The sequence below is a fragment of the Mesorhizobium cantuariense genome, from assembly GCF_042647205.1.
Lineage (GTDB): Bacteria > Pseudomonadota > Alphaproteobacteria > Rhizobiales > Rhizobiaceae > Mesorhizobium > Mesorhizobium cantuariense.
This window is the reverse complement of record NZ_JBHRVD010000001.1, coordinates 7,385,897-7,404,965: the sequence shown is the minus strand read 5'-3', so window position 1 is coordinate 7,404,965 and position 19,069 is coordinate 7,385,897. Positions and strand designations below refer to the sequence as shown.

Sequence of the window (19,069 nt, the reverse complement as noted above, 5' to 3'; positions counted from 1 at the left end):
GTGCTTGCTGGCGGCGCGGCTGTCAACGCGCGGAAAGATCAAAACATGAAAACAGTGTTCCGTCGCTGCTGCCGAAGCGACCCTCAAAACAGTGGCTGTCGATCGCCGCCAGGCGCTTTGATGGAACGATCTGGGCCTTGGCGGCGTGTTTCTCAACATCCAGTTCGACACGAACATCGTGAAACGCCAAAAACCGGCCGGTAAGCGGGAAATGCATTTTGTAGAACGCTTCCTTGATCACAAACAGAAGCTTTGGCAGGTCATAGCCCAGACGCCTTTCGATCTCATCCCGCTTCCCCGTTTCCACAGCATGCGACACCAGTTTTGCCAGTTCGCATGAAAGCGGGGAATCCTCCTCGATGTCGATGCCGATGCCGAGGAATTCGGCAGATGATCCGGCGGCGACGACGCACAGGCTTCTTGTATGAGAGATGGAACCGACAATGCCTGCCGGCCATAGTGGCGCACGATTATCCCCGATCGGGATGACGCTGCCGCCTGCGCCAAAGCCCTGCAACGCCTGCCGTGCGTAAAAGCGTCCCGCGCGAAATTCACGGCGTCGCGCCGGCACCACATTGCCCAGCGAAAGCTCTTCCTCAAGCCGCAGGTCACGGTCGGCTGGCTTGAGATCGCCACCCTCGACGACGATGCCACGGCTAACCAACCGCCGGACAGCCGCCACCAGCTGGACTGACGAACGATCGTCGCGGAGTTCCGGCTCAACAGGCAATACCATTCCTTTGCCGGTGCATTGCTGCCCATTCGATGCTGTCTTGTGTTGTATCAGAGCGTCGGCGACCCGGCCAAGGCCTGGGGCTGAAATCCCCGGCGCGAGGCAAGCAGACTCTGTTGGGCATTGTAAAACGCGACGCTGGCAAGCCTTTGAAGAGACGTGGTTATTCCAGCAAGGAAATAGCCAGTTTTGCAGAAGACTGTTTGGTGGAGCCAATCGGGATCGAACCGACGACCTCTTGAATGCCATTCAAGCGCTCTCCCAACTGAGCTATGGCCCCACTTCCGGCAGTCAGCCGGCACCGTTTCCGGCGAAGAGATCCGGCGCGGGTTGGAGACCGCGCCGTTAGTGCAGGCGGCTTCTAACCCCGCCTTTCGTCAATATCAAGCCTTCGAGAGCCGCTTTTTCTTCACAGGCCATGAAAGCCTGCAAACACCCGCTTTCAAGGCCGATCAGACCTCGTCGTCGTCGTCGCCAACGCCGATCATGTCGGCGACGTCGTCATCTTCTTCCTCTTCGTCGGCAAGGAAAGTGTCATCCTCGTCGTCGCCGAGATCGACATCGTCCTCGTCGTCGCCGAGATCGGGAAGATCATCGGCCTTGACGTCCTCGTCCGCCTCTTCGAGCGAGACGACCTCAACGCCCTCTTCTTCCTCGGCGTCCACTTCCTTCTCGGCCACTTCCTCTTCCTCCTCGAGAGCGGCAATCTTGCCTTCCTCGAAATAGGAACGCGGATAGGTCTTGCCGGTGTATGGCGAGACGATCGGGTCCTTGTTCAGGTCATAGAATTTTCGGCCCGTCTCCGGGTCGATACGTTTTGTGCCAAGTTCGGTTTTTGCCACGGCAAGCCTCGTCAATAAAAGAGTGGTCCCCTTAACCACAGTTTGCAGCGCTGTCAAAGCGAAAAGCCGGCGTCACAAAACCATGCATTGAAAGGCCTCGCGTCAAGTGACGACCATGGGGATGACCATTTCGGCCCGCCGTGATACGAGACCGCCGCAACAAATGAAAAGCGCCGGCCCGCCGGCATTCCGTCCAGGGAAATTCCATGTCTCACGCCGCCGCCCCCAAGCCGGCCACCGCCCGCAAATGTCAAGCCCTTTCCGGCACCGCGCGCGTGCCGGGCGACAAGTCGATCTCGCACCGTTCCTTCATGTTCGGCGGCCTCGCCTCGGGCGAGACCCGCATCACCGGCCTGCTCGAAGGCGAGGACGTGATGCGCACCGGTGCGGCCATGAAGGCAATGGGCGCGCATATAGAAAAACGCGGCGCCGAGTGGGTAATCCGCGGCACCGGCAACGGCGCGCTGCTGCAGCCGGAAGGCCCGCTCGATTTCGGCAATGCCGGCACCGGCTCGCGGCTGACCATGGGCCTTGTCGGCACCTATGATATGGAAACCACCTTCATCGGCGACGCCTCGCTGTCCGGCCGGCCGATGGGTCGCGTGCTGGAACCCTTGCGCCAGATGGGCGTGCAGGTGCTGAAGGCGACGCCTGGCGACCGCATGCCGATCACGCTGCATGGGCCAAAGCATGCAGCGCCGATCGCCTATCGCGTGCCGATGGCCTCGGCGCAGGTGAAATCGGCGGTGCTGCTCGCCGGACTGAACACGCCGGGCATCACCACCGTCATCGAACCTGTGATGACGCGCGACCACACCGAAAAGATGCTGAAAGGATTCGGCGCCAATTTGTCGGTCGAGACCGACGAGCGCGGCGTGCGCCACATCTTCATCGAAGGCCAGGGCAAGCTGACCGGCCAGACCATCGCGGTGCCGGGCGACCCGTCCTCGGCCGGCTTCCCGCTGGTGGCCGCACTGATCGTGCCAGGTTCGGACATCACAATCGAAAACGTGCTGATGAACCCGACCCGCACCGGCCTGCTTTTGACGCTGCAGGAAATGGGCGGCAAGATCGACATCCTCAACCCGCGCAATGCCGGCGGCGAGGATGTCGCCGATCTGCGCGTGCGTTACTCCGAGCTGAAGGGCGTCACCGTGCCGCCCGAACGGGCGCCGTCGATGATCGACGAGTACCCGGTGCTCGCGGTCGCTGCCAGCTTCGCCGAGGGCGAAACGCTGATGCAGGGGCTGGAGGAGCTGCGGGTGAAGGAGTCCGACCGGCTGTCTGCCGTCGCCAATGGTCTGAAGCTCAACGGCGTCGATTGCACCGAGGGCGAAGCTTCGCTTGCCGTGCGCGGCAAACCGGGCGGCAAGGGGCTTGGCGGCCATCCCAACGGCCAGGACACGACGGTGCAGACCCATCTCGACCACCGCATTGCCATGAGCTTTCTGGTTATGGGGCTGGCGACCGAAAAGCCCGTCACCATCGACGATCAGGCGATGATCGCGACGAGTTTTCCGGAATTCATGGGACTGATGAAGGCGCTGGGCGCGGAGATCGGGTGATGGCGACCGCTAACCTTGGAGAGTCGGCGGGACAGCACCCCCCTCTGTCCTGCCGGACATCTCCCCCGCAAGGGGGGAGATTGGCGGCTTTGGTGCATCGCTCAATCCTGCAACGTAGACAATTGGCGAAAGCCGCGATGACGGCCGATCTCCCCCCTTGCGGGGGAGATGTCCGGCAGGACAGAGGGGGGTGTGAAGGATCGCGGCGCTTGCCCGGCTCCCTTATGGCGGCGTCCCAATGACCTTCACCATCGCCATCGACGGACCCGCCGGCGCCGGCAAGGGCACCCTTGCCCGCCGGCTGGCCGACCACTACCGGCTGAACCTGCTCGATACCGGTCTCACCTATCGCGCTGTTGCCCATGCCCTGCTGCGGCTCGGCCTGCCGCTCGACAATGTCTCGGCCGCCGAGACCGCGGCCCGCCAGGTCGACCTGGCAAAGCTCGACCGGGCGGTACTGTCGGCGCATGCCGTCGGCGAGGCGGCCTCGAAGGTCGCCGTCTTCCCGACCGTGCGACGCATCCTCGTTGAAAAGCAGCGCGACTTCGCCCAGACACCCCCCGGTGCCGTGCTCGACGGCCGCGATATCGGCACCGTCGTCTGCCCCGACGCCGACATAAAACTCTATGTGACGGCGAGCGCCGAGGTACGCGCACGACGCAGGCTGGCGGAGATCGAAAGCATCGGCGGCACCGCCGATTTCTCCGAGATCCTCGCCGATATCGTGCGCCGCGACGAGCGTGACATGGGCCGCGCCGACTCGCCGTTGAAGCCGGCCGCCGACGCGCACTTGCTTGATACCAGCGAAATGGCTATAGAAGCCGCGTTTCTCGCAGCCATGGCGATCATCGACAACGTCATGGCTAAAAGGAACAAGGCCTGATCCGGGTTTTCATGCTGTTTCCGTTGTCGGAGACGAAGAAAATACCCATATCGGGCACGAACCAGCCTGCCAGCATTCTTCATGCGCCGGAATTGCCGCTTAAAGAGCGGCCCAGGGGTTTTGTAGCCCGGAACGCCGGCAGGCCAACGCAACGCTAACCCACGGCGCCCGTCCCGCAACAGAATGCGGGGCACTCCAGGAGAAACAATGTCAGCTGCAAATCCCACTCGCGACGATTTCGCGAGCCTGCTCGAAGAATCATTTTCCGCCGGCCATTCCGGCGAAGGCCAGGTCGTCAAGGGCATCATCACCGCCATTGAAAAAGACATGGCTATCATCGACGTCGGCCTCAAGGTCGAAGGCCGCGTGCCGCTGAAGGAATTCGGCGTCAAGGGCAAGGACACCACCCTCAAGGTTGGCGACACCGTCGAAGTCTATGTCGAGCGCATCGAGAACGCGCTTGGCGAAGCGATGCTTTCACGTGAGAAGGCCCGCCGCGAAGAGAGCTGGGTCCGTCTCGAAGAGAAGTTCACCAAGGGCGAGCGCGTCGAAGGCGTCATCTTCAACCAGGTCAAGGGCGGCTTCACCGTCGACCTCGACGGCGCCGTGGCCTTCCTGCCGCGCAGCCAGGTCGATATCCGCCCGATCCGCGACGTCTCCCCGCTGATGCACAACCCGCAGCCCTTCGAGATCCTCAAGATGGATCGCCGCCGCGGCAACATCGTGGTGTCGCGCCGTACCGTGCTCGAGGAGAGCCGCGCCGAACAGCGTTCGGAAATCGTGCAGAACCTCGAAGAAGGCCAGGTTGTCGAAGGCGTCGTCAAGAACATCACCGATTACGGTGCGTTCGTCGACCTCGGCGGCATCGACGGCTTGCTGCATGTCACCGACATGGCATGGCGCCGCGTCAACCATCCGACCGAAATCCTCAACATCGGTCAGACGGTCAAGGTGCAGATCATCCGCATCAACCAGGAAACCCATCGTATCTCGCTCGGCATGAAGCAGCTCGAGAGCGATCCGTGGTCCGAGATCGGCACCAAGTTCCCGATCGGCAAGAAGATCAAGGGCACCGTCACCAACATCACCGACTACGGCGCGTTCGTCGAGCTGGAGCCGGGCATCGAGGGTCTCATCCACGTTTCGGAAATGTCGTGGACGAAGAAGAACGTGCATCCCGGCAAGATCCTGTCGACGACCCAGGAAGTCGACGTGGTGGTGCTCGAAGTCGATCCGGCCAAGCGCCGCATCTCGCTCGGCCTCAAGCAGACGCTTGAGAATCCGTGGCAGGCTTTCGCCAGCAGCCATCCGGTCGGCAGCCAGGTCGAGGGCGAGGTCAAGAACAAGACCGAGTTCGGCCTGTTCATCGGCCTCGAAGGCGACGTGGACGGCATGGTGCATCTTTCCGACCTCGACTGGACGCGTCCGGGCGAGCAGGTCATCGAAGAGTACAATCGCGGCGACATGGTCAAGGCGCAGGTGCTCGACGTCGACATCGACAAGGAGCGCATCTCGCTCGGCATCAAGCAGCTGGCCAAGGATACGGTCGGCGAAGCAGCGACTTCAGGCGAACTGCGCAAGAACGCGGTCGTCACCTGTGAAGTCATCGGCGTCAAGGATGGCGGTCTGGAAGTGCGGCTGGTCGACAGCGGCATCGAGACCTTCATCAAGCGCTCCGATCTGAGCCGTGACCGCGACGAGCAGCGCCCCGAGCGCTTCACCGTCGGTCAGAAGGTCGATGCCCGCGTCATCGCCTTCGACAAGAAGACCCGCAAGCTGCAGGTCTCGATCAAGGCGCTGGAAATCGCCGAAGAGAAGGAAGCCGTCGCTCAGTACGGTTCGACCGACTCCGGCGCTTCGCTGGGCGACATCCTGGGTGCCGCGCTGAAGAAGCAGGGCAGCTAAGCCCTTCGCACCGGCCCGAAAACAAAACCCCGCCGGAGCGATCCGGCGGGGTTTTTCTTTGACCGACGTGAAAGGTTGGAAGGTTATGCCCGGCCGTAAAGCGGCACCAACGTGCCGCTCATCGCCTGATTGGCCGGCGAGGCAAGGTAGGCGATGGCTTCGGCGGCGGCTTCGAGGCTGACCCATTTGGTGGCATCGGCATCCGGCATATCAGCGCGATTTGCCGGCGTATCAAGCTTCGACGGCGCCACGGCATTGACCAGGATGCCCTTGTGCTTCAGCTCCTCGGCCATCGCCACCGTCATTGCCGCCACCGCCGCCTTGCTAGCCGCGTAAGCGACCATGCCGGCGCCGCGCCGCGGATCGAGCCCGGCGCGCGCGGTGACGTTGACGATACGGCCCGCCGTGTCCGACGCCAGCATCGAGCGGACCGCGGCGCGGCAGCACAGGAAGGCAGTGCGTGCATTGGTGTCCATCATCTCGGCAAAGGACGCCGACTCGATCTTTTCCACCGGTGCCGCGGTGAAACCACCGGCCAGGTGGATCGAACCCCACAGGCCTGGAACCTGACTGTAGAACGCCTCGACCTTGGCGGGGTCCGAGAGATCGACATTGTGCACCAGTTCGACACGGTCATGCGTGGTGAAGGGGAAATGCGTGGGGGCGGCGGCATGGGCGTTGGGCACATGGCAGATCGCGCCGTCACTCAGCAGTTTGCCGACAACCGCACCGCCGAGCGCACCGGTTCCGCCGGTCACGACGATATGCTTGCCTTCAAGTGTTTCCGTCATCTTGGACGCTCCTGTCATTTTTTTATCGTTAGGTCGTTTCTATGCCACGCCGACGCGAAGCGTCGCGCCTTTCGCGCCGTCACTCAATTGAAATCTCGACATGGCAGTTGTCGCGTCTTTGCATGCGTCCGCCCACCGGGCAGCCGTGGGTCATGCCAGCCGGGACGGGAAGCACGCGCTTCAGTCAACCGTGATTTCGATGACGCTCGGCAGTCCGGTGGCCCGCGCGCGTTTCAGCGCGTCCGCCAAACTGTCGATATTGACAAGCCGTTCGGCGCCGATGCCATAGGCCTCAGCCAGCTTGCAGAAATCCGGCGGCGCCGGCGATACGCCAATCGGCTCGACGCCGACATCGAGCATCGAGGTTTCGATCTCGCGATAGCCTCTGTTATTCCAGACGACGAAGATGACCGGCGCCTGGGCATCGAGCGCGGCGCCCAGTTCCGGCAGCGTGAACTGGAAGCCGCCGTCCCCGGTCAGGCAGACGACCGGCGCATCGGGCACCGCAAGGGCGGCGCCAATCGCTGCCGGCGGGCCATAGCCGAGCGCGCCGAAGCCGGTGGCGGCATTGAACCAGCCGCCGGGGCGATCATGGTCGTAGTAGAGGTTGGCGGCATAGATCGGCTGTGTCGAATCGCCGACGATGAGTGCCCCCGGCAAAGCGCCGCGGATCATCTCGACGGCACGCACTTGCGCCTGCAGGGTCGGATTGAGCTCGGCAAAGGCCGCTTTTCGTGTAGCAGCGGCGCGCGACGAACCGCCCTCGCTTGCCGGGACATGGCCAGTTTCCAGAAGCAGCGCTTCGAGCGCCTCGGCGCAATCGGCCTGGATCGACACCGTCGCCGGGCGGCGGGCAAGCTGGTCGGCACCGATATCGATGCGGATCAGATTGGCGGGCAGGACGAAGCCGCCATCGCTGTACCCGTCATAGTCGGTCGGGCCGAATTCGGTGCCGGCGGCAATGACCAGGTCGGCGTCGGCCATCAGCGCCCGCACCGCCTTCAGGCTGGGACTGGCGGGCACGCAAAGCGGATGGGCATGCAGCAGGCCGCGCGCATTGGCAGTCTGGACGACCGGCGCTCCCAGCCGTTCGGCCAGACGCCGCAATGGCGCTTCGGCACGCTTGGCGCCGCCGCCAACCAGGATCAGCGGACGGCGCGCAGCCGCGATGAGTTTAGCAGCGCTGGCAATTGCAGCACCTTCCGGCGCGGGCGGCATCACATTGCTCAGCATGGCAGCGATGCCATCCGCCGGCTTGACCATGACATCGGTCGGGATCTCGATATGCACCGGGCCGGGCCGCGCCGATGAAAACAGGGCGAAGGCCTGCGCCAGAGCACCGGGCAATTCGCTGGCCTCGGTAACGCGCTGCGAAAACAGCGCCACCTTCTCCATCATGCCGCGCTGGTCCGGCAGTTCGTGCAGAAAACCCAGCCCCTTGCCCAGCGTCGGCATGGCGTTGACGCCGGAGATGACCAGCATCGGCACCGAATCGGCGCGTGCCTGTCCCATGGCGGTGATGGTGTTGGTCAGCCCCGGTCCGGTGATGACGAAGGCGACACCCGGCCTGCCGCTGGCGCGCGCATAGCCGTCGGCCATGAAGCCGGCGCCCTGTTCGTGGCGCGGCGTGACGTGGCGGATCTTCGAGCGCGCCAGCCCGCGATAGAGTTCAACCGTGTGCACGCCGGGGATGCCGAAGACCGTGTCGACGCCATGGGCTTCGAGCAGCGAAATAAGCGCTTCGCCGACAGTGATCCCAATGCTGGTCCCAGTGGTGGTCCCAGTGGCGGTCATTGGCGCAGCACCGGCCGCGTCAGACAGGTCGGGCCGCCTTCGCAGGCGATGCAGAGCGCATCCGCATCGAAGGTGGAAACCACGCAGCCAGCTGCCTGCATGGCAGCCGCCGTCCTGGGAAAGCCGGCGACGGCGATGACCTGGCGCGGCGCGGTCGGCAGCACGTTGAGGCTGAGCCCGTTGGAAGCGAAGAATTCGTCGGCATCGCCCTCGACCAGCTTGATACCACGCGCCCGCAGCAACTGGTAGAAGGCGGCCGGCAGCAAGGGAGCGTAGACCAGCGCCAGATCGTCGGCGAGCGGACTGATCACCGACATCAGATGCAGGCAGGCCTCCTCGCCGTGCCAGAGCGGCAGGTCGAAGCCAAAAACTGAAATGCCCTTGGGCGAGAGCAGGTTCGAAAGCTGCTGGATCCCATCCTGGTTGGTGCGCACGCCACGGCCGACGGCCAGCGTGTTTGCATCGACCCAGACGCAGTCGCCGCCTTCCACCTGGCCCGGATCGTCGATCCGGCCGAGAATGGGGACCCCCATGCGCTTGTAGGCCGTCTCATGCAGACCTGGCTCGGCCCTGCGGAGCGCCTTGCCCATCGAGAGAATAATCGCGCCATGATCGGTCATCAGCGACGGATCATGGGTGAAGACCGAATCGGCCAGCCTGTCATCGGCATCCGTCAGCCATTCGATCTCGGCGCCGGAAGCCGCGACCATGCTGGTCAACCGCTCATGCTGGGCTGCGGCCTTTTGCGGATCGAAACCCGGACCATAGTGCCATTCCTGTGCCCCGGCATGACGCATGGCGCTGGCGGCGGACCGCATCAGCACGCGTTTCAGGGGTCCGGCCATGGACTGCGACCCGTATGATTTGCCCACTCAATTCTCCCGAAACGTCCGTTGCCGCCACTAACCACTACAGCAAGCCGTGATCAATAGTCCAAAAACCATGGTTGACGGAGGCAAGCGGAACGGTCCATCCTGAGAATGGGAACTCTGTCCAGTGACGGGTAATGGGTAAAAGATACCAGCAGCGACGGGCTCGACCGCTCCGTGGAGCGTCGAAGGGATGACGGCTACAAGCGCCGCATCCGGGATGGCGCAAGGCGCCGCACCCGCACTGAAACAGACGGCGCAAGACGGCGCCGCCGAAGCCATCCATGTCGAGAACCTGCACAAGAGGTTCGGCGAGCTGCATGTGCTGAAGGGCGTCTCGCTGTCGGCGCGCGACGGCGAGGTCATCGCCATCATCGGCGGCTCAGGCTCGGGCAAATCGACGCTGCTGCGCTGCATCAATTGCCTGGAAAACCCGACCAGCGGCATCATTCGCGTCAATGGCGAGGAGATCAAGCTCAAGGCCGACAGCCACGGCCACACCATTCCGGCCGATCGCAAGCAGATCGAGCGCATCCGCTCCAAGCTCGGCATGGTGTTCCAGAACTTCAATCTGTGGAGCCACATGACGCTGATCGAAAACGTCATCGAGGTTCCCGTGCATGTGCTTGGCATCAAGCGCGATGTCGCGATCAGCGAGGCCGAAAAGCTGCTCGCTCGCGTTGGGCTGGCCGAAAAGCGCGACGTCTATCCGGCCTATCTGTCGGGCGGCCAGCAGCAGCGCGCCGCGATCGCCCGGGCGCTGGCCATCAATCCGCGCGTCATGCTGTTCGACGAACCTACCTCGGCGCTCGATCCCGAGCTGGTCGGCGAGGTGCTGAAGGTGATCGGCGACCTAGCACGCGAAGGCCGCACCATGGTGCTGGTCACCCACGAGATGAAGTTCGCCCGCGAGGTCGCGACGCATGTCGTCTATCTCTACAATGGATTGGTCGAGGAAGAAGGCCCGCCGGAGCAGATCTTCGGCGCGCCCAGATCCGAAAGGCTGAAGCAGTTCATCCGCAACATCGGCTAGGACAGGCCGGGACGGAAGAAAACCGGGAACCAACAACAAACTGGGAGTCGTGAAATGAAGACTGTTCTGAAGACATTCGCCGCAGCGCTGCTGCTGGGCGTCGCCGCCATGGGCGTGGCCAAGGCCGATCCGGTCAAGATCGGCGTCGCCGCCGAGCCCTATCCACCCTTCACCTCGCCCGATGCTTCCGGCAAGTGGGTCGGCTGGGAGATCGATTTCATCGACGCTGTCTGCGCCGAAGAGAAGCTTGATTGCGTCATCACCCCGGTTGCCTGGGACGGCATCATCCCGGCGCTGACGACCAAGAAGATCGATGTCATCGCCAGCTCGATGTCGATCACCGACGAGCGCAAGAAGACGATCGACTTCTCCGACAAGTACTACAACACCCCGACCGCCATCATCGGCCCCAAGGACCAGAAATTCGGCTCCGCACCCGCCGACCTCAAGGGCAAGATCGTTGGCGTGCAGGTTTCGACCATCCACGCCGTCTACGCCAAGAAGCACTTCACCGAGGCGGCCGAGATCAAGGAATACCAGACCCAGGACGAAGCCAACCAGGATCTTGCCGCCGGCCGTCTCGATGCGGTGCAGGCCGATTCGATCGCGCTCGATGCGTTCCTGAAATCCGACCAGGGCAAGGCCTGCTGCGACCTGAAGGGCATGGTTGCCCCGGATCTCGAGGTGCTCGGGCCCGGCGTCGGCGCCGGTGTACGCAAGGAAGACACCGAGCTGAGGGACAAGATCAACGCCGGCATCAAGGCCATCCGCGCCAACGGCAAATATGCCGAGATCACCAAGAAGTACTTCGATTTCGACGTCTATGGTGACAACCCGCAGTCGAACTGACACCGCCCACGCATGAGCAAAAACCGCACGGCATCCCGCCGTGCGGTTTCGCCGAAACCGCTGACGAGAATGGCCAGCGGCTGACGCCAGCAATCCGGGGGCGACGCTGATCGACGCACTTCTTTCGGCCTCCGCGGCCGGCATCATCGAACTTCTCTCGCCCTACCCGCCGGGCTGGGGCGGGGCTCTTTTGGTTGGGCTGCTCCATTCGATCGAGATCGCGCTGGGCGCCACATGCCTCGGCCTTCTGATCGGCACCGGCGGCGCCTATGGCAAGCTCTATGGCGGCCCGGTGGTGCGCGATCTGCTGGCGGTCTACACCACCATCGTTCGCGCCGTGCCCGAACTGGTGCTGATCCTGCTGCTCTATTATGCCGGAACCGACCTGATCAACCAGGCGCTGACGGCAATGGGTTATCAACGTGTCGACATCAGCGGCCTTGCCGCCGGCATCGCCGTGCTCGGCTTTGTCCAGGGCGCCTATTCGACCGAGGTGATACGCGGCGCGATCCTGGCCATTCCTCAGGGGCAAATTGAAGCCGCCCGCGCCTATGGAATGTCTCCCGGCCTGATGCTGCGGCGCATCACCTTGCCGGCAATGCTGCCCTTTGCCATACCGGGCCTCGCCAATCTCTGGCTGATCGCCACCAAGGACACCGCGTTGCTGGCGGTCGTCGGTTTCTACGAGCTGGCGCTGGCAACGCGGCAGGCCGCGGGTGTCACCAAAGCCTATTTCACCTTCTTTTTCGCCGCGGGCGTGCTCTATTTGCTGCTGTCGCTGTTCTCCAATCTCATCATCGGCCGGGTCGAGGCCTGGTCGCGGCGCGGCATGCCTTCGCTCAAGGAGGCGCGCTGATGGCCAACGAAGCGGCCATCATCAACGCCGTCGCGCGAACGTCGCTGTGGCTGCAGCCGCACCGCATCGTGCTGATCCTGATCGCACTGGGCCTGGTTCTGTCGGCGGCGTTTTTCATGCGCTGGGACTGGCTGCCGCAGTATTATGAAATGGGATTGATCGGCATCTGGCGCTCGCTGTGGATCCTGGCCGTCACCTGCGTGCTGGGCTTCCTGCTCGCCGTGCCGCTCGGGCTGGCGCAGGCCACCGGCTCGTTCTGGTTCGCCGCGCCCGCCAAGGTGTTCTGCACGGTGATCCGGGGCACGCCGCTGCTGATCCAGCTGTGGCTGCTCTATTACGGCCTGGGTTCACTGTTTCCGCAATATCCGTGGATCCGCGAATCCTGGATGTGGCCGTATCTGCGGCAAGCCTGGCCCTATGGGGTGCTGGCGCTGACCCTGTCTTTCGCCGGTTATGAGGGCGAGGTGATGCGTGGCGCCTTTGCGGGCGTGCCCAAAGGGCAACTCGAAGCCGCGCGTGCGTTCGGCATGAGCCGCTGGAAGACATTCCGGCGCATCTGGCTGCCGCAGGCCATCTACCGGGCGCTGCCGACGCTGACCGGCGAGACCGTGCTGCAACTGAAGTCGACGCCGCTGGTGGCGACGATCAGCGTCATCGACATCTTCGCCGTTTCGTCCAAGGTGCGGCAGGACACCTACCTCACCTACGAGCCCTTGCTGCTGCTGGCGCTGATCTACATGACGATCACCGGTATTCTGGTCTTCGCCCTCGGCAGGATCGAGGCCAGGATCCCGAACAAAATTGGTTAGAAGCGAATAGCGAATAGTAATCGGGGACGCGCGATAGCCAGTAGCTTGCCATTTCCCTATTCGCTATTCCCTATTCGCTACTCACTTAGGAACTCATTGCGATGCAACTCAGTCTCGACCAAGCAAAAGGACTGTGCCGGATGGCGGCACTTGGCGCCGGCGCCAATGAGGAAGCGGCACAATCGCTCACCGCTTCGATCATCGCCGCCGAGGCCGAAGGGCTTTCCTCCGTCGGACTGTCGCATTTCGTCGACTACCTCGAGGCGCTGGAAGCCGGACGTATCGACGGCAATGCCGATCCGGTGATCACCCGGCCGGCGCTGGCGGTCTATCTCTCCGATGCACGTGGTGGGCTGGCGCATACCGGCTTCGACCGCACCATCGACGACCTCGCCAAGGCGGCAAAACTGTTCGGCGTCGCCATCTTCTCGCAAAAGAACGCCTATACATGCGGCGCTCTCGGCTATTTCACCGGCAGGCTGGCAGCACAAGGACTGGTGTCGTTCGCTGCCACCAACGGCCCGGCCGTGCTTGCCGGCTCCGGCTCGGTCAAGCCGGTCTATTGCACCAACCCGATGTCGTTTGCCGCACCCGCGGCCGACGGCGCGCCGCTGGTCATCGACCAGTCGTCGAGCGCCACCGCTTTCGTCAACATCCGCAAGGCGGCCGAGGACGGCAAGACAATCCCCGAAGGCTGGGCGCTGGACGCCAGCGGCAACCCGACCACCGATCCGGCCGCCGCCATGAAGGGCGCCATGCTTGCCTTCGGCGGCCAGCGCGGCGCCAACATCGCGCTGATGGTCGAAGTGCTGGCAGCGGGCCTGTCGGGCGCCAACTGGTCGCTCGACGCGCCATGGTTCAGCGGCGGACCGAACAGCCCCGGCACGGGGCTGTTCGTGCTTGCCGTCGAGCCCAAGCTGCTCGATCCTGATTTCGAGCAGCGGATGAAGGACCAACTCGACCGGCTGCGGCGGCGCTTCGGCGTGCATGTGCCCGGCCGTGCCCGGGCAGAGGCCGCCGAGAAGGCGCAAGCGCGGGGCATCACCGCCTCCAAGGCCGTGGTGCAGCGCATTTCCGAATTCGCCGCCCGCTATTCTTCCTAAATAACCGGTTAGATATCAGATAGTTATCTCAGATCTGCCCGCCAGAGGCGCGGCGCGGGGCGATTTTTTTTGCGCGCCGCTGAACCTTTCTGCGCACCACAGCGACACAGCTTTGTCCAGGGCAAGGCGAGCTTGCCCGATCCACACCGAGGGAAGCAGCAAACCGAAAGCGAAAGCCTGTTTCACGCGGAGGATGGTCCTTTGCGCCTCGGAAAACTCAATCCAAATCAAAAGGAAATTACCTTGACCAACACCAAGATCACCATGCTGACCGCCGTCCTTCTTCTCGGCTCGTTCATGGGTGCCACACAGGCAGCCACTCTGAAGGCCGCGCCGGTCAAGCCGTCCAGCCCGGGCGTCATCACCGCCCCGAGCGGCGGCGCCATCGAGGATCATTACTGCAAGGACGGCCATGCAAAATTCGCCAACTGCAGCGCCGATTTCGTCACGGCCTGCAAGAAGGTCGGCGGCACCATGTCGGATGTTCAGGGCTGGGGTGGGCGTACTTGCTTCACGCCCTCCTGATACCGTCTCAGGTCAGGCCGCTCCGTCGGCCCCTGACTTCGCATGGATGTCACCCGGAAAACCCCGCTTCGGCGGGGTTTTCTGCGTTCTGACCGCACAACGGCAAAACATTCGTATTCTGGTCAACTTTTGTTTATTTGACTTCGCCCAACCCGATCGGCCGTTTGCGTTGATTGAGCAAACAGAGGAGCCACAATGTCGGCAAGCACGGACAATCCCCGCAACAGCCTCGTCATTCCAACCCTTGGCAGGCTTTACGCAGCCTTGCATGATGGTGCGGAGACCGTTCTTCGCGTCGTCGCCGGTGCGTTTCTCACCATCCATGGTTCGCAGAAAATCACCAATCCTTTCGGCGCCGCCGAAATGGTCGAGGGCCTCGGCTTCTATCCGGGCGCCTTATGGTCGTTGCTCCTAGCCTGCACCGAATTCTTCGGCGGCATCTTCATCGCCATCGGGCTTTTGACACGGCCAGCTGCCTTTGCCGGCCTGATCGTGCTGCTGGTCACGGTCTGGTTCCACTGGGTGACCATGGGCGAGGGCTTTTCAGGCGCGGAAAAGTCGCTGCTGTGGGCGGCAATCCTGCTCTTCTTCGTCGTTCGCGGCGGCAACCGCCATTCGGTCGACGCCCGCATCGGCAAGGCGTTCTGACCGCTCTTTGTCCTGAATCAATTCCGGACGGAAAACCGCTTCACACTTTTCCTGGAATTGCTCTGAAACAAGGTTGGCAGCGACCACGCGTCGCCCTTTGCCTTTGGTGCGAAACGGATTATGAAACGGCTTCAGCCAAGCTTGCGAGCGCCGGAGCCAGCCATGACCGAAATCCTGCAGACCCCAAAGCTCGTCGTCGTTTTTGGCGGGTCAGGCTTTGTCGGCCGCCATGTCGTGCGCGCGCTGGCCAGGCGCGGCTATCGCATCCGGGTCGCCTGTCGGCGGCCCGATCTCGCTGGCCATCTGCAGCCGCTCGGCAATGTCGGCCAGATCCAGCCGGTGCAGGCCAATGTGCGCGTACGCTGGTCGGTTGACCGCGCCGTGCAAGGGGCCGACCATGTCGTCAATCTGGTCGCCGTCCTGCATGAGAGCGGCCGACAGAAGTTCTCCGCCGTCCACGAGTTCGGCGCCCGCGCGGTGGCCGAGGCCGCCCGCTCGGTGGGCGCCGGCCTTACCCACATTTCGGCGCTGGGCGCCGACCTGGAGTCCGGATCGGACTACGCGCGCACCAAGGCGCTTGGCGAAAAGGCCGTCCTGGAGACGATCAAGGACGCCGTGATCTTCCGGCCGTCGATCAATTTCGGACCCGAGGACAGCTTCTTCAACCGCTTCGCCAACATGGCGCGCTATTCGCCGGTGCTGCCGCTGATCGGCGGCGGCCAGACCAAGTTCCAGCCGGTCTATGTCGGCGACGTCGCCGAAGCGGTGGCGCGCTCGGTCGACGGTAAGGTCGACGGTGGCCAGATCTATGAACTCGGCGGACCGAAGGTGCTCACCTTCAAGGAGTGCATGGAAGAGCTGCTCGCAGTGATCGAGCGCAAGCGCCTGCTCGTGCCGGTGCCGTGGTGGGTGGCCAACATCCAGGCATCGATCCTCGGCTTGCTGCCCAATCCGCTGCTGACCAAGGACCAGGTGATACAGCTGCGCGAACACAACATCGTTTCGGACGCGGCGGCCAAGGCCAACCGGACGCTCGCCGGGCTCGGCATCCAGCCGCAATCGATCGCGACGATCCTGCCCAGCTACCTCTGGCGCTACCGCGCCGCCGGCCAGTTCCAGCAGCGCAAGCCCGCGGCATAGTTCCCAGCTTGAAGGTGTGTTGAGGTTCAGGTCAGGCCGAGCCCGAGACCGGTGGATTCCGAGAACTGGAACGGAGCGTACTTTTGGTACGTGAGTACCGGCCTACGCCGGCCGTAGCCTTAACTGCCACAACTATGAGTGCTTCGGCCGGCGAAGGCCGGAAGCGCGGGAAGCCATCGTTCGCAGGCCGGCATCACCTGAATATCAGCACACCTAGAGCGGTTCACGGCTTGATGGAATCGAAGGGGATTCCCGATTTGTCGGTTTTGTGATTCAAGATGCTGGCTGGAGTGGAGGCCAGCATCTGATGACCCGACCTCTTTCCAATGATCTTCGCGAGCGGGTTGTGGCGGCGGTTTTGAGTGGTGAAAGCCGCCGGTCTGCCGCCAAACGGTTCGGCATTTCGATTTCGGCCGCGGTGAAGCTGTTGCAGCGCCATGGGACGACCGGCTCGGTGGCGCCGGGCAAGATGGGTGGACATCGCAAGAGGGTGCTTGAGCCGCACCGTGCCTTCATCGAGGCGCGTATACGTGAGATGCCGCATCTGACGCTGCATGGTCTGAAGGATGAGTTGGCTGGCCGTGGGGTGAAGGTTTCCCACAACGCGGTGTGGCTGTTCCTGCGCCGCGAGGGCCTGAGCTTCAAAAAAAACGCTGTTCGCCCTTGAGCAGGCCCGCGCTGATATTGCCCGAAGGCGCCAGCGATGGCGATCTTGGCAAACCGATCTCGATCCACAGTGCCTGGTCTTCATCGATGAGACCTGGATCAAGACCAACATGGCTCCGTTGCGAGGTTGGGGGCCGAAGGGCAAGCGGCTGCGCGGCTTGGCTCCGCACGGCCACTGGCGCACGTTGACCTTCCTTGGCGCGCTGCGCTGGGATCGGCTCGCGGCACCCTGCGTCTTCGACGGACCAATCAACGGCCAATGCTTCCGCGCTTATGTAGAACAGCAACTCGTCGCCGTGCTGAAGCCAGGCGACATCGTCGTCATGGATAATCTGGGAAGTCATAAGTCGGCGGCCATCAGGCAAATGATCAAGGCTGCCGGCGCCAGGCTTTGGTACCTGCCGCCCTACTCTCCAGACCTCAATCCGATCGAGCAGGCCTTCGCCAAGATCAAACACTGGATGCGCCAGGCTCAGAAACGCACCGTCGAGGACACTTGGCGCCATATCGGCCACCTCGTCGAAACCATCGAGGCAGCCGAATGCAAGAACTACTTCGCAAACGCAGGCTACGCTTCCGTCAAAACGTGAACTGCTCTAGCGGGGCGTCGCCCGCATCGGCAAACCGCCTTGCGGCTGTGTGGTCAGTTTCTGCACCGGCCAGGGCTTCGTTTCGGCGGTGGTGTCGAAACGGAAGCGCGACAGCATGATGGCGAGCGCGATGATCGCCTCCTGCATGGCGAAGCTGGCGCCGATGCAGACGCGCGGACCCGCGCCAAACGGCAGATACTGGAAGCGGTCGATCTTTTCGCGGTTTCCCGGGTGGAAGCGCTCCGGCAGGAAGGCATCGGGCCTGTCCCAAAGCTTCCTGTGGCGATGGACGACCCACGGCATCACCAGCACCGCGGCGTGCTTCGGGATATAAAGACCCTTCCACATTTCCGGCTCGATCGGCTCGCGGTTGATCGACGGCGCCGGCGGATAAAGCCTGAGCGCTTCGTCGAAAGCCGCACGCGTGAACGGCATGGCGTCGAGCCATTTCGTCGGATCGGGCTCGCGCGCCAGCACCCGGTCGATCTCCTGCTCGACCCGGTCGCGCTCCCAAGGTGATTCCGCAAGGCAATAGAGCGTCCAGCCGAGCGCGCGCGCTGTCGTCTCGTGGCCGGCGCCGATGAAGGTGATGATGTTGTCTTCGACCTCCCCCCGCGTCAGCCCGTCGGGCCCCTCGGCCTTGAGCAACAGCGTCAGGAAATCCTGTGGTACGGCATCGGGATCGCGCTTGAATTTCGCTTCGCGCATCTTGACGGTATCGGTGACGATCTTGCGGAAATAGGCCATGGTCTTGCGGCCGCGGATGCGGGTCAGCCGTGGCATCCAGTCGGGCGCCCGCAACAGGTCGAGCGGATCGACGCGGCCCATGGTCTCGAACAGGCGGTCGATCTCGTTGGCGAAACTGCCCGGCTCGCCAGCGATCTCGCCGGAGAACAGCGTTTCGGCCAGGATGTCGTAGGTAAGCAGCGTCATGTCATGGGCGATATCAGACGTGCCGCCATCTTCGTAACGGGTGACGAATTCCTGCGTGCGCCGGAGCATCGGCTCGGCAAAGCCGAAGATGTGACGCGGCGTGAACACCGGCGCCATCGCCTTGCGCGACCGCTTCCAGACCTCGCCCTCGGCGGTGAGCAGGCCGTCGCGCAGGATCGGCCGCAGGATCATCTGGCGCACCGTCGCCATCTTGTAGTTCTTGGCGTTGTCGACTAGCACATGGCGGATCAGGCCGGGGTCGTTGGCGACGACCAGATGTCCACCAATGCCATTCACCGAAATCCAGGGCTCGTTGTAGGTATGCTCCCCCCACAGCTCGAGCGGGTTGCGGTAGACGATGCGGATCATCTCCAGCGTCGAGGGCGGCGTCGTGCGCGGCTTCGGCGCCGGGGGGACGAAAGGGGCGGGCTGGATGTCCATGGGCTGCTCCGCTGATACCTCAATGTAGTGGCTGGCAGTCCGGGCGTCCATGTGACTGAACGGCAGGCACCAACCGTGCAACCCGGGACATCGC

General features: G+C 63.3%; 18 protein-coding genes and 1 tRNA gene. 12 read left to right on the top strand and 7 right to left on the bottom strand.

Going from position 1 to position 19,069, the window contains the following annotated elements; all coding sequences use genetic code 11:
- Nucleotides 1–22: 22 nt before the first annotated feature.
- From ACFOJ9_RS36210 to ACFOJ9_RS36200, 3 genes are all read right to left on the bottom strand, one after another.
- On the bottom strand, nt 23–736 hold the full coding sequence (locus tag ACFOJ9_RS36210) for a 4'-phosphopantetheinyl transferase family protein (protein ID WP_378986562.1): 714 nt from the start codon (nt 734–736) through the stop codon (nt 23–25).
- 201 nt (nt 737–937) lie between these two features.
- Nucleotides 938–1,013 (bottom strand) — tRNA-Ala (locus ACFOJ9_RS36205).
- Nucleotides 1,014–1,185: 172 nt separating this feature from the next.
- Nucleotides 1,186–1,575: a TIGR02300 family protein gene (locus ACFOJ9_RS36200; RefSeq protein WP_109665797.1), complete on the bottom strand. Its 390-nt coding sequence runs from the start codon at nt 1,573–1,575 to the stop codon at nt 1,186–1,188.
- Nucleotides 1,576–1,781: 206 nt separating this feature from the next.
- Between ACFOJ9_RS36200 and aroA the strand changes: the two genes are divergently transcribed.
- The 3 genes from aroA (at nt 1,782) to rpsA (ending at nt 5,928) form a co-directional block, all read left to right on the top strand.
- Nucleotides 1,782–3,140, top strand: coding sequence for a 3-phosphoshikimate 1-carboxyvinyltransferase (gene aroA, locus ACFOJ9_RS36195; protein ID WP_378986560.1), 1,359 nt, complete (start codon nt 1,782–1,784; stop codon nt 3,138–3,140).
- 238 nt (nt 3,141–3,378) lie between these two features.
- Nucleotides 3,379–4,023 carry a (d)CMP kinase gene (gene cmk / locus ACFOJ9_RS36190; protein ID WP_378986558.1) on the top strand — a complete coding sequence of 215 codons (645 nt, stop codon included), beginning with the start codon at nt 3,379–3,381 and terminating at the stop codon, nt 4,021–4,023.
- Nucleotides 4,024–4,230: 207 nt separating this feature from the next.
- Nucleotides 4,231–5,928 (top strand): 30S ribosomal protein S1, encoded by a 1,698-nt coding sequence (rpsA, locus tag ACFOJ9_RS36185; protein ID WP_378986556.1) that lies wholly within the window; start codon nt 4,231–4,233, stop codon nt 5,926–5,928.
- Nucleotides 5,929–6,011: 83 nt separating this feature from the next.
- On the opposite strand, the gene ACFOJ9_RS36180 is transcribed toward rpsA, so the two are convergent.
- From ACFOJ9_RS36180 to ACFOJ9_RS36170, 3 genes are all read right to left on the bottom strand, one after another.
- On the bottom strand, nt 6,012–6,719 hold the full coding sequence (locus tag ACFOJ9_RS36180; protein WP_378986554.1) for an SDR family NAD(P)-dependent oxidoreductase: 708 nt from the start codon (nt 6,717–6,719) through the stop codon (nt 6,012–6,014).
- Nucleotides 6,720–6,899: 180 nt separating this feature from the next.
- Nucleotides 6,900–8,513 carry a 5-guanidino-2-oxopentanoate decarboxylase gene (locus tag ACFOJ9_RS36175; RefSeq protein ID WP_378986552.1) on the bottom strand — a complete coding sequence of 538 codons (1,614 nt, stop codon included), beginning with the start codon at nt 8,511–8,513 and terminating at the stop codon, nt 6,900–6,902.
- Nucleotides 8,510–9,358: a dimethylarginine dimethylaminohydrolase family protein gene (locus tag ACFOJ9_RS36170; protein ID WP_378988293.1), complete on the bottom strand. Its 849-nt coding sequence runs from the start codon at nt 9,356–9,358 to the stop codon at nt 8,510–8,512. Before ACFOJ9_RS36170 ends, ACFOJ9_RS36175 begins: the two co-directional genes overlap by 4 nt.
- A gap of 244 nt (nt 9,359–9,602) precedes the next feature.
- On the opposite strand from ACFOJ9_RS36170, the gene ACFOJ9_RS36165 reads away from it, so the two are divergent.
- The 9 genes from ACFOJ9_RS36165 (at nt 9,603) to ACFOJ9_RS36125 (ending at nt 17,601) form a co-directional block, all read left to right on the top strand.
- On the top strand, nt 9,603–10,415 hold the full coding sequence (locus tag ACFOJ9_RS36165; protein ID WP_378988290.1) for an ABC transporter ATP-binding protein: 813 nt from the start codon (nt 9,603–9,605) through the stop codon (nt 10,413–10,415).
- 54 nt (nt 10,416–10,469) lie between these two features.
- The gene (locus tag ACFOJ9_RS36160; RefSeq protein WP_378986550.1) at nt 10,470–11,264 is read left to right on the top strand and encodes a transporter substrate-binding domain-containing protein; all 795 of its coding nucleotides are present in this window, start codon (nt 10,470–10,472) and stop codon (nt 11,262–11,264) included.
- 142 nt (nt 11,265–11,406) lie between these two features.
- Nucleotides 11,407–12,120 carry an ABC transporter permease gene (locus ACFOJ9_RS36155; RefSeq protein WP_378988287.1) on the top strand — a complete coding sequence of 238 codons (714 nt, stop codon included), beginning with the start codon at nt 11,407–11,409 and terminating at the stop codon, nt 12,118–12,120.
- The gene (locus tag ACFOJ9_RS36150; protein WP_378986548.1) at nt 12,120–12,929 is read left to right on the top strand and encodes an ABC transporter permease; all 810 of its coding nucleotides are present in this window, start codon (nt 12,120–12,122) and stop codon (nt 12,927–12,929) included. Before ACFOJ9_RS36155 ends, ACFOJ9_RS36150 begins: the two co-directional genes overlap by 1 nt.
- A 101-nt stretch (nt 12,930–13,030) precedes the next feature.
- Nucleotides 13,031–14,032, top strand: coding sequence for an Ldh family oxidoreductase (locus ACFOJ9_RS36145; protein WP_378986546.1), 1,002 nt, complete (start codon nt 13,031–13,033; stop codon nt 14,030–14,032).
- A gap of 243 nt (nt 14,033–14,275) precedes the next feature.
- Nucleotides 14,276–14,557, top strand: coding sequence for a hypothetical protein (locus ACFOJ9_RS36140; protein WP_378986544.1), 282 nt, complete (start codon nt 14,276–14,278; stop codon nt 14,555–14,557).
- Between the two features lie 195 nt (nt 14,558–14,752).
- Nucleotides 14,753–15,205, top strand: coding sequence for a DoxX family protein (locus ACFOJ9_RS36135; RefSeq protein ID WP_378986542.1), 453 nt, complete (start codon nt 14,753–14,755; stop codon nt 15,203–15,205).
- Nucleotides 15,206–15,367: 162 nt separating this feature from the next.
- Nucleotides 15,368–16,345, top strand: coding sequence for a complex I NDUFA9 subunit family protein (locus tag ACFOJ9_RS36130; RefSeq protein ID WP_378986540.1), 978 nt, complete (start codon nt 15,368–15,370; stop codon nt 16,343–16,345).
- 307 nt (nt 16,346–16,652) lie between these two features.
- Nucleotides 16,653–17,601, top strand: a protein-coding gene (locus tag ACFOJ9_RS36125; RefSeq protein ID WP_378986538.1) for an IS630 family transposase whose coding sequence is annotated in 2 segments (ribosomal slippage) — nt 16,653–16,988 and nt 16,990–17,601 — 948 coding nt in all. Because the reading frame shifts where the segments join, the coding sequence is not laid out codon by codon here.
- Nucleotides 17,602–17,607: 6 nt separating this feature from the next.
- On the opposite strand, the gene ACFOJ9_RS36120 is transcribed toward ACFOJ9_RS36125, so the two are convergent.
- Nucleotides 17,608–18,975 (bottom strand): cytochrome P450, encoded by a 1,368-nt coding sequence (locus ACFOJ9_RS36120; RefSeq protein ID WP_378986533.1) that lies wholly within the window; start codon nt 18,973–18,975, stop codon nt 17,608–17,610.
- Between the last annotated feature and the right edge of the window lie 94 nt (nt 18,976–19,069).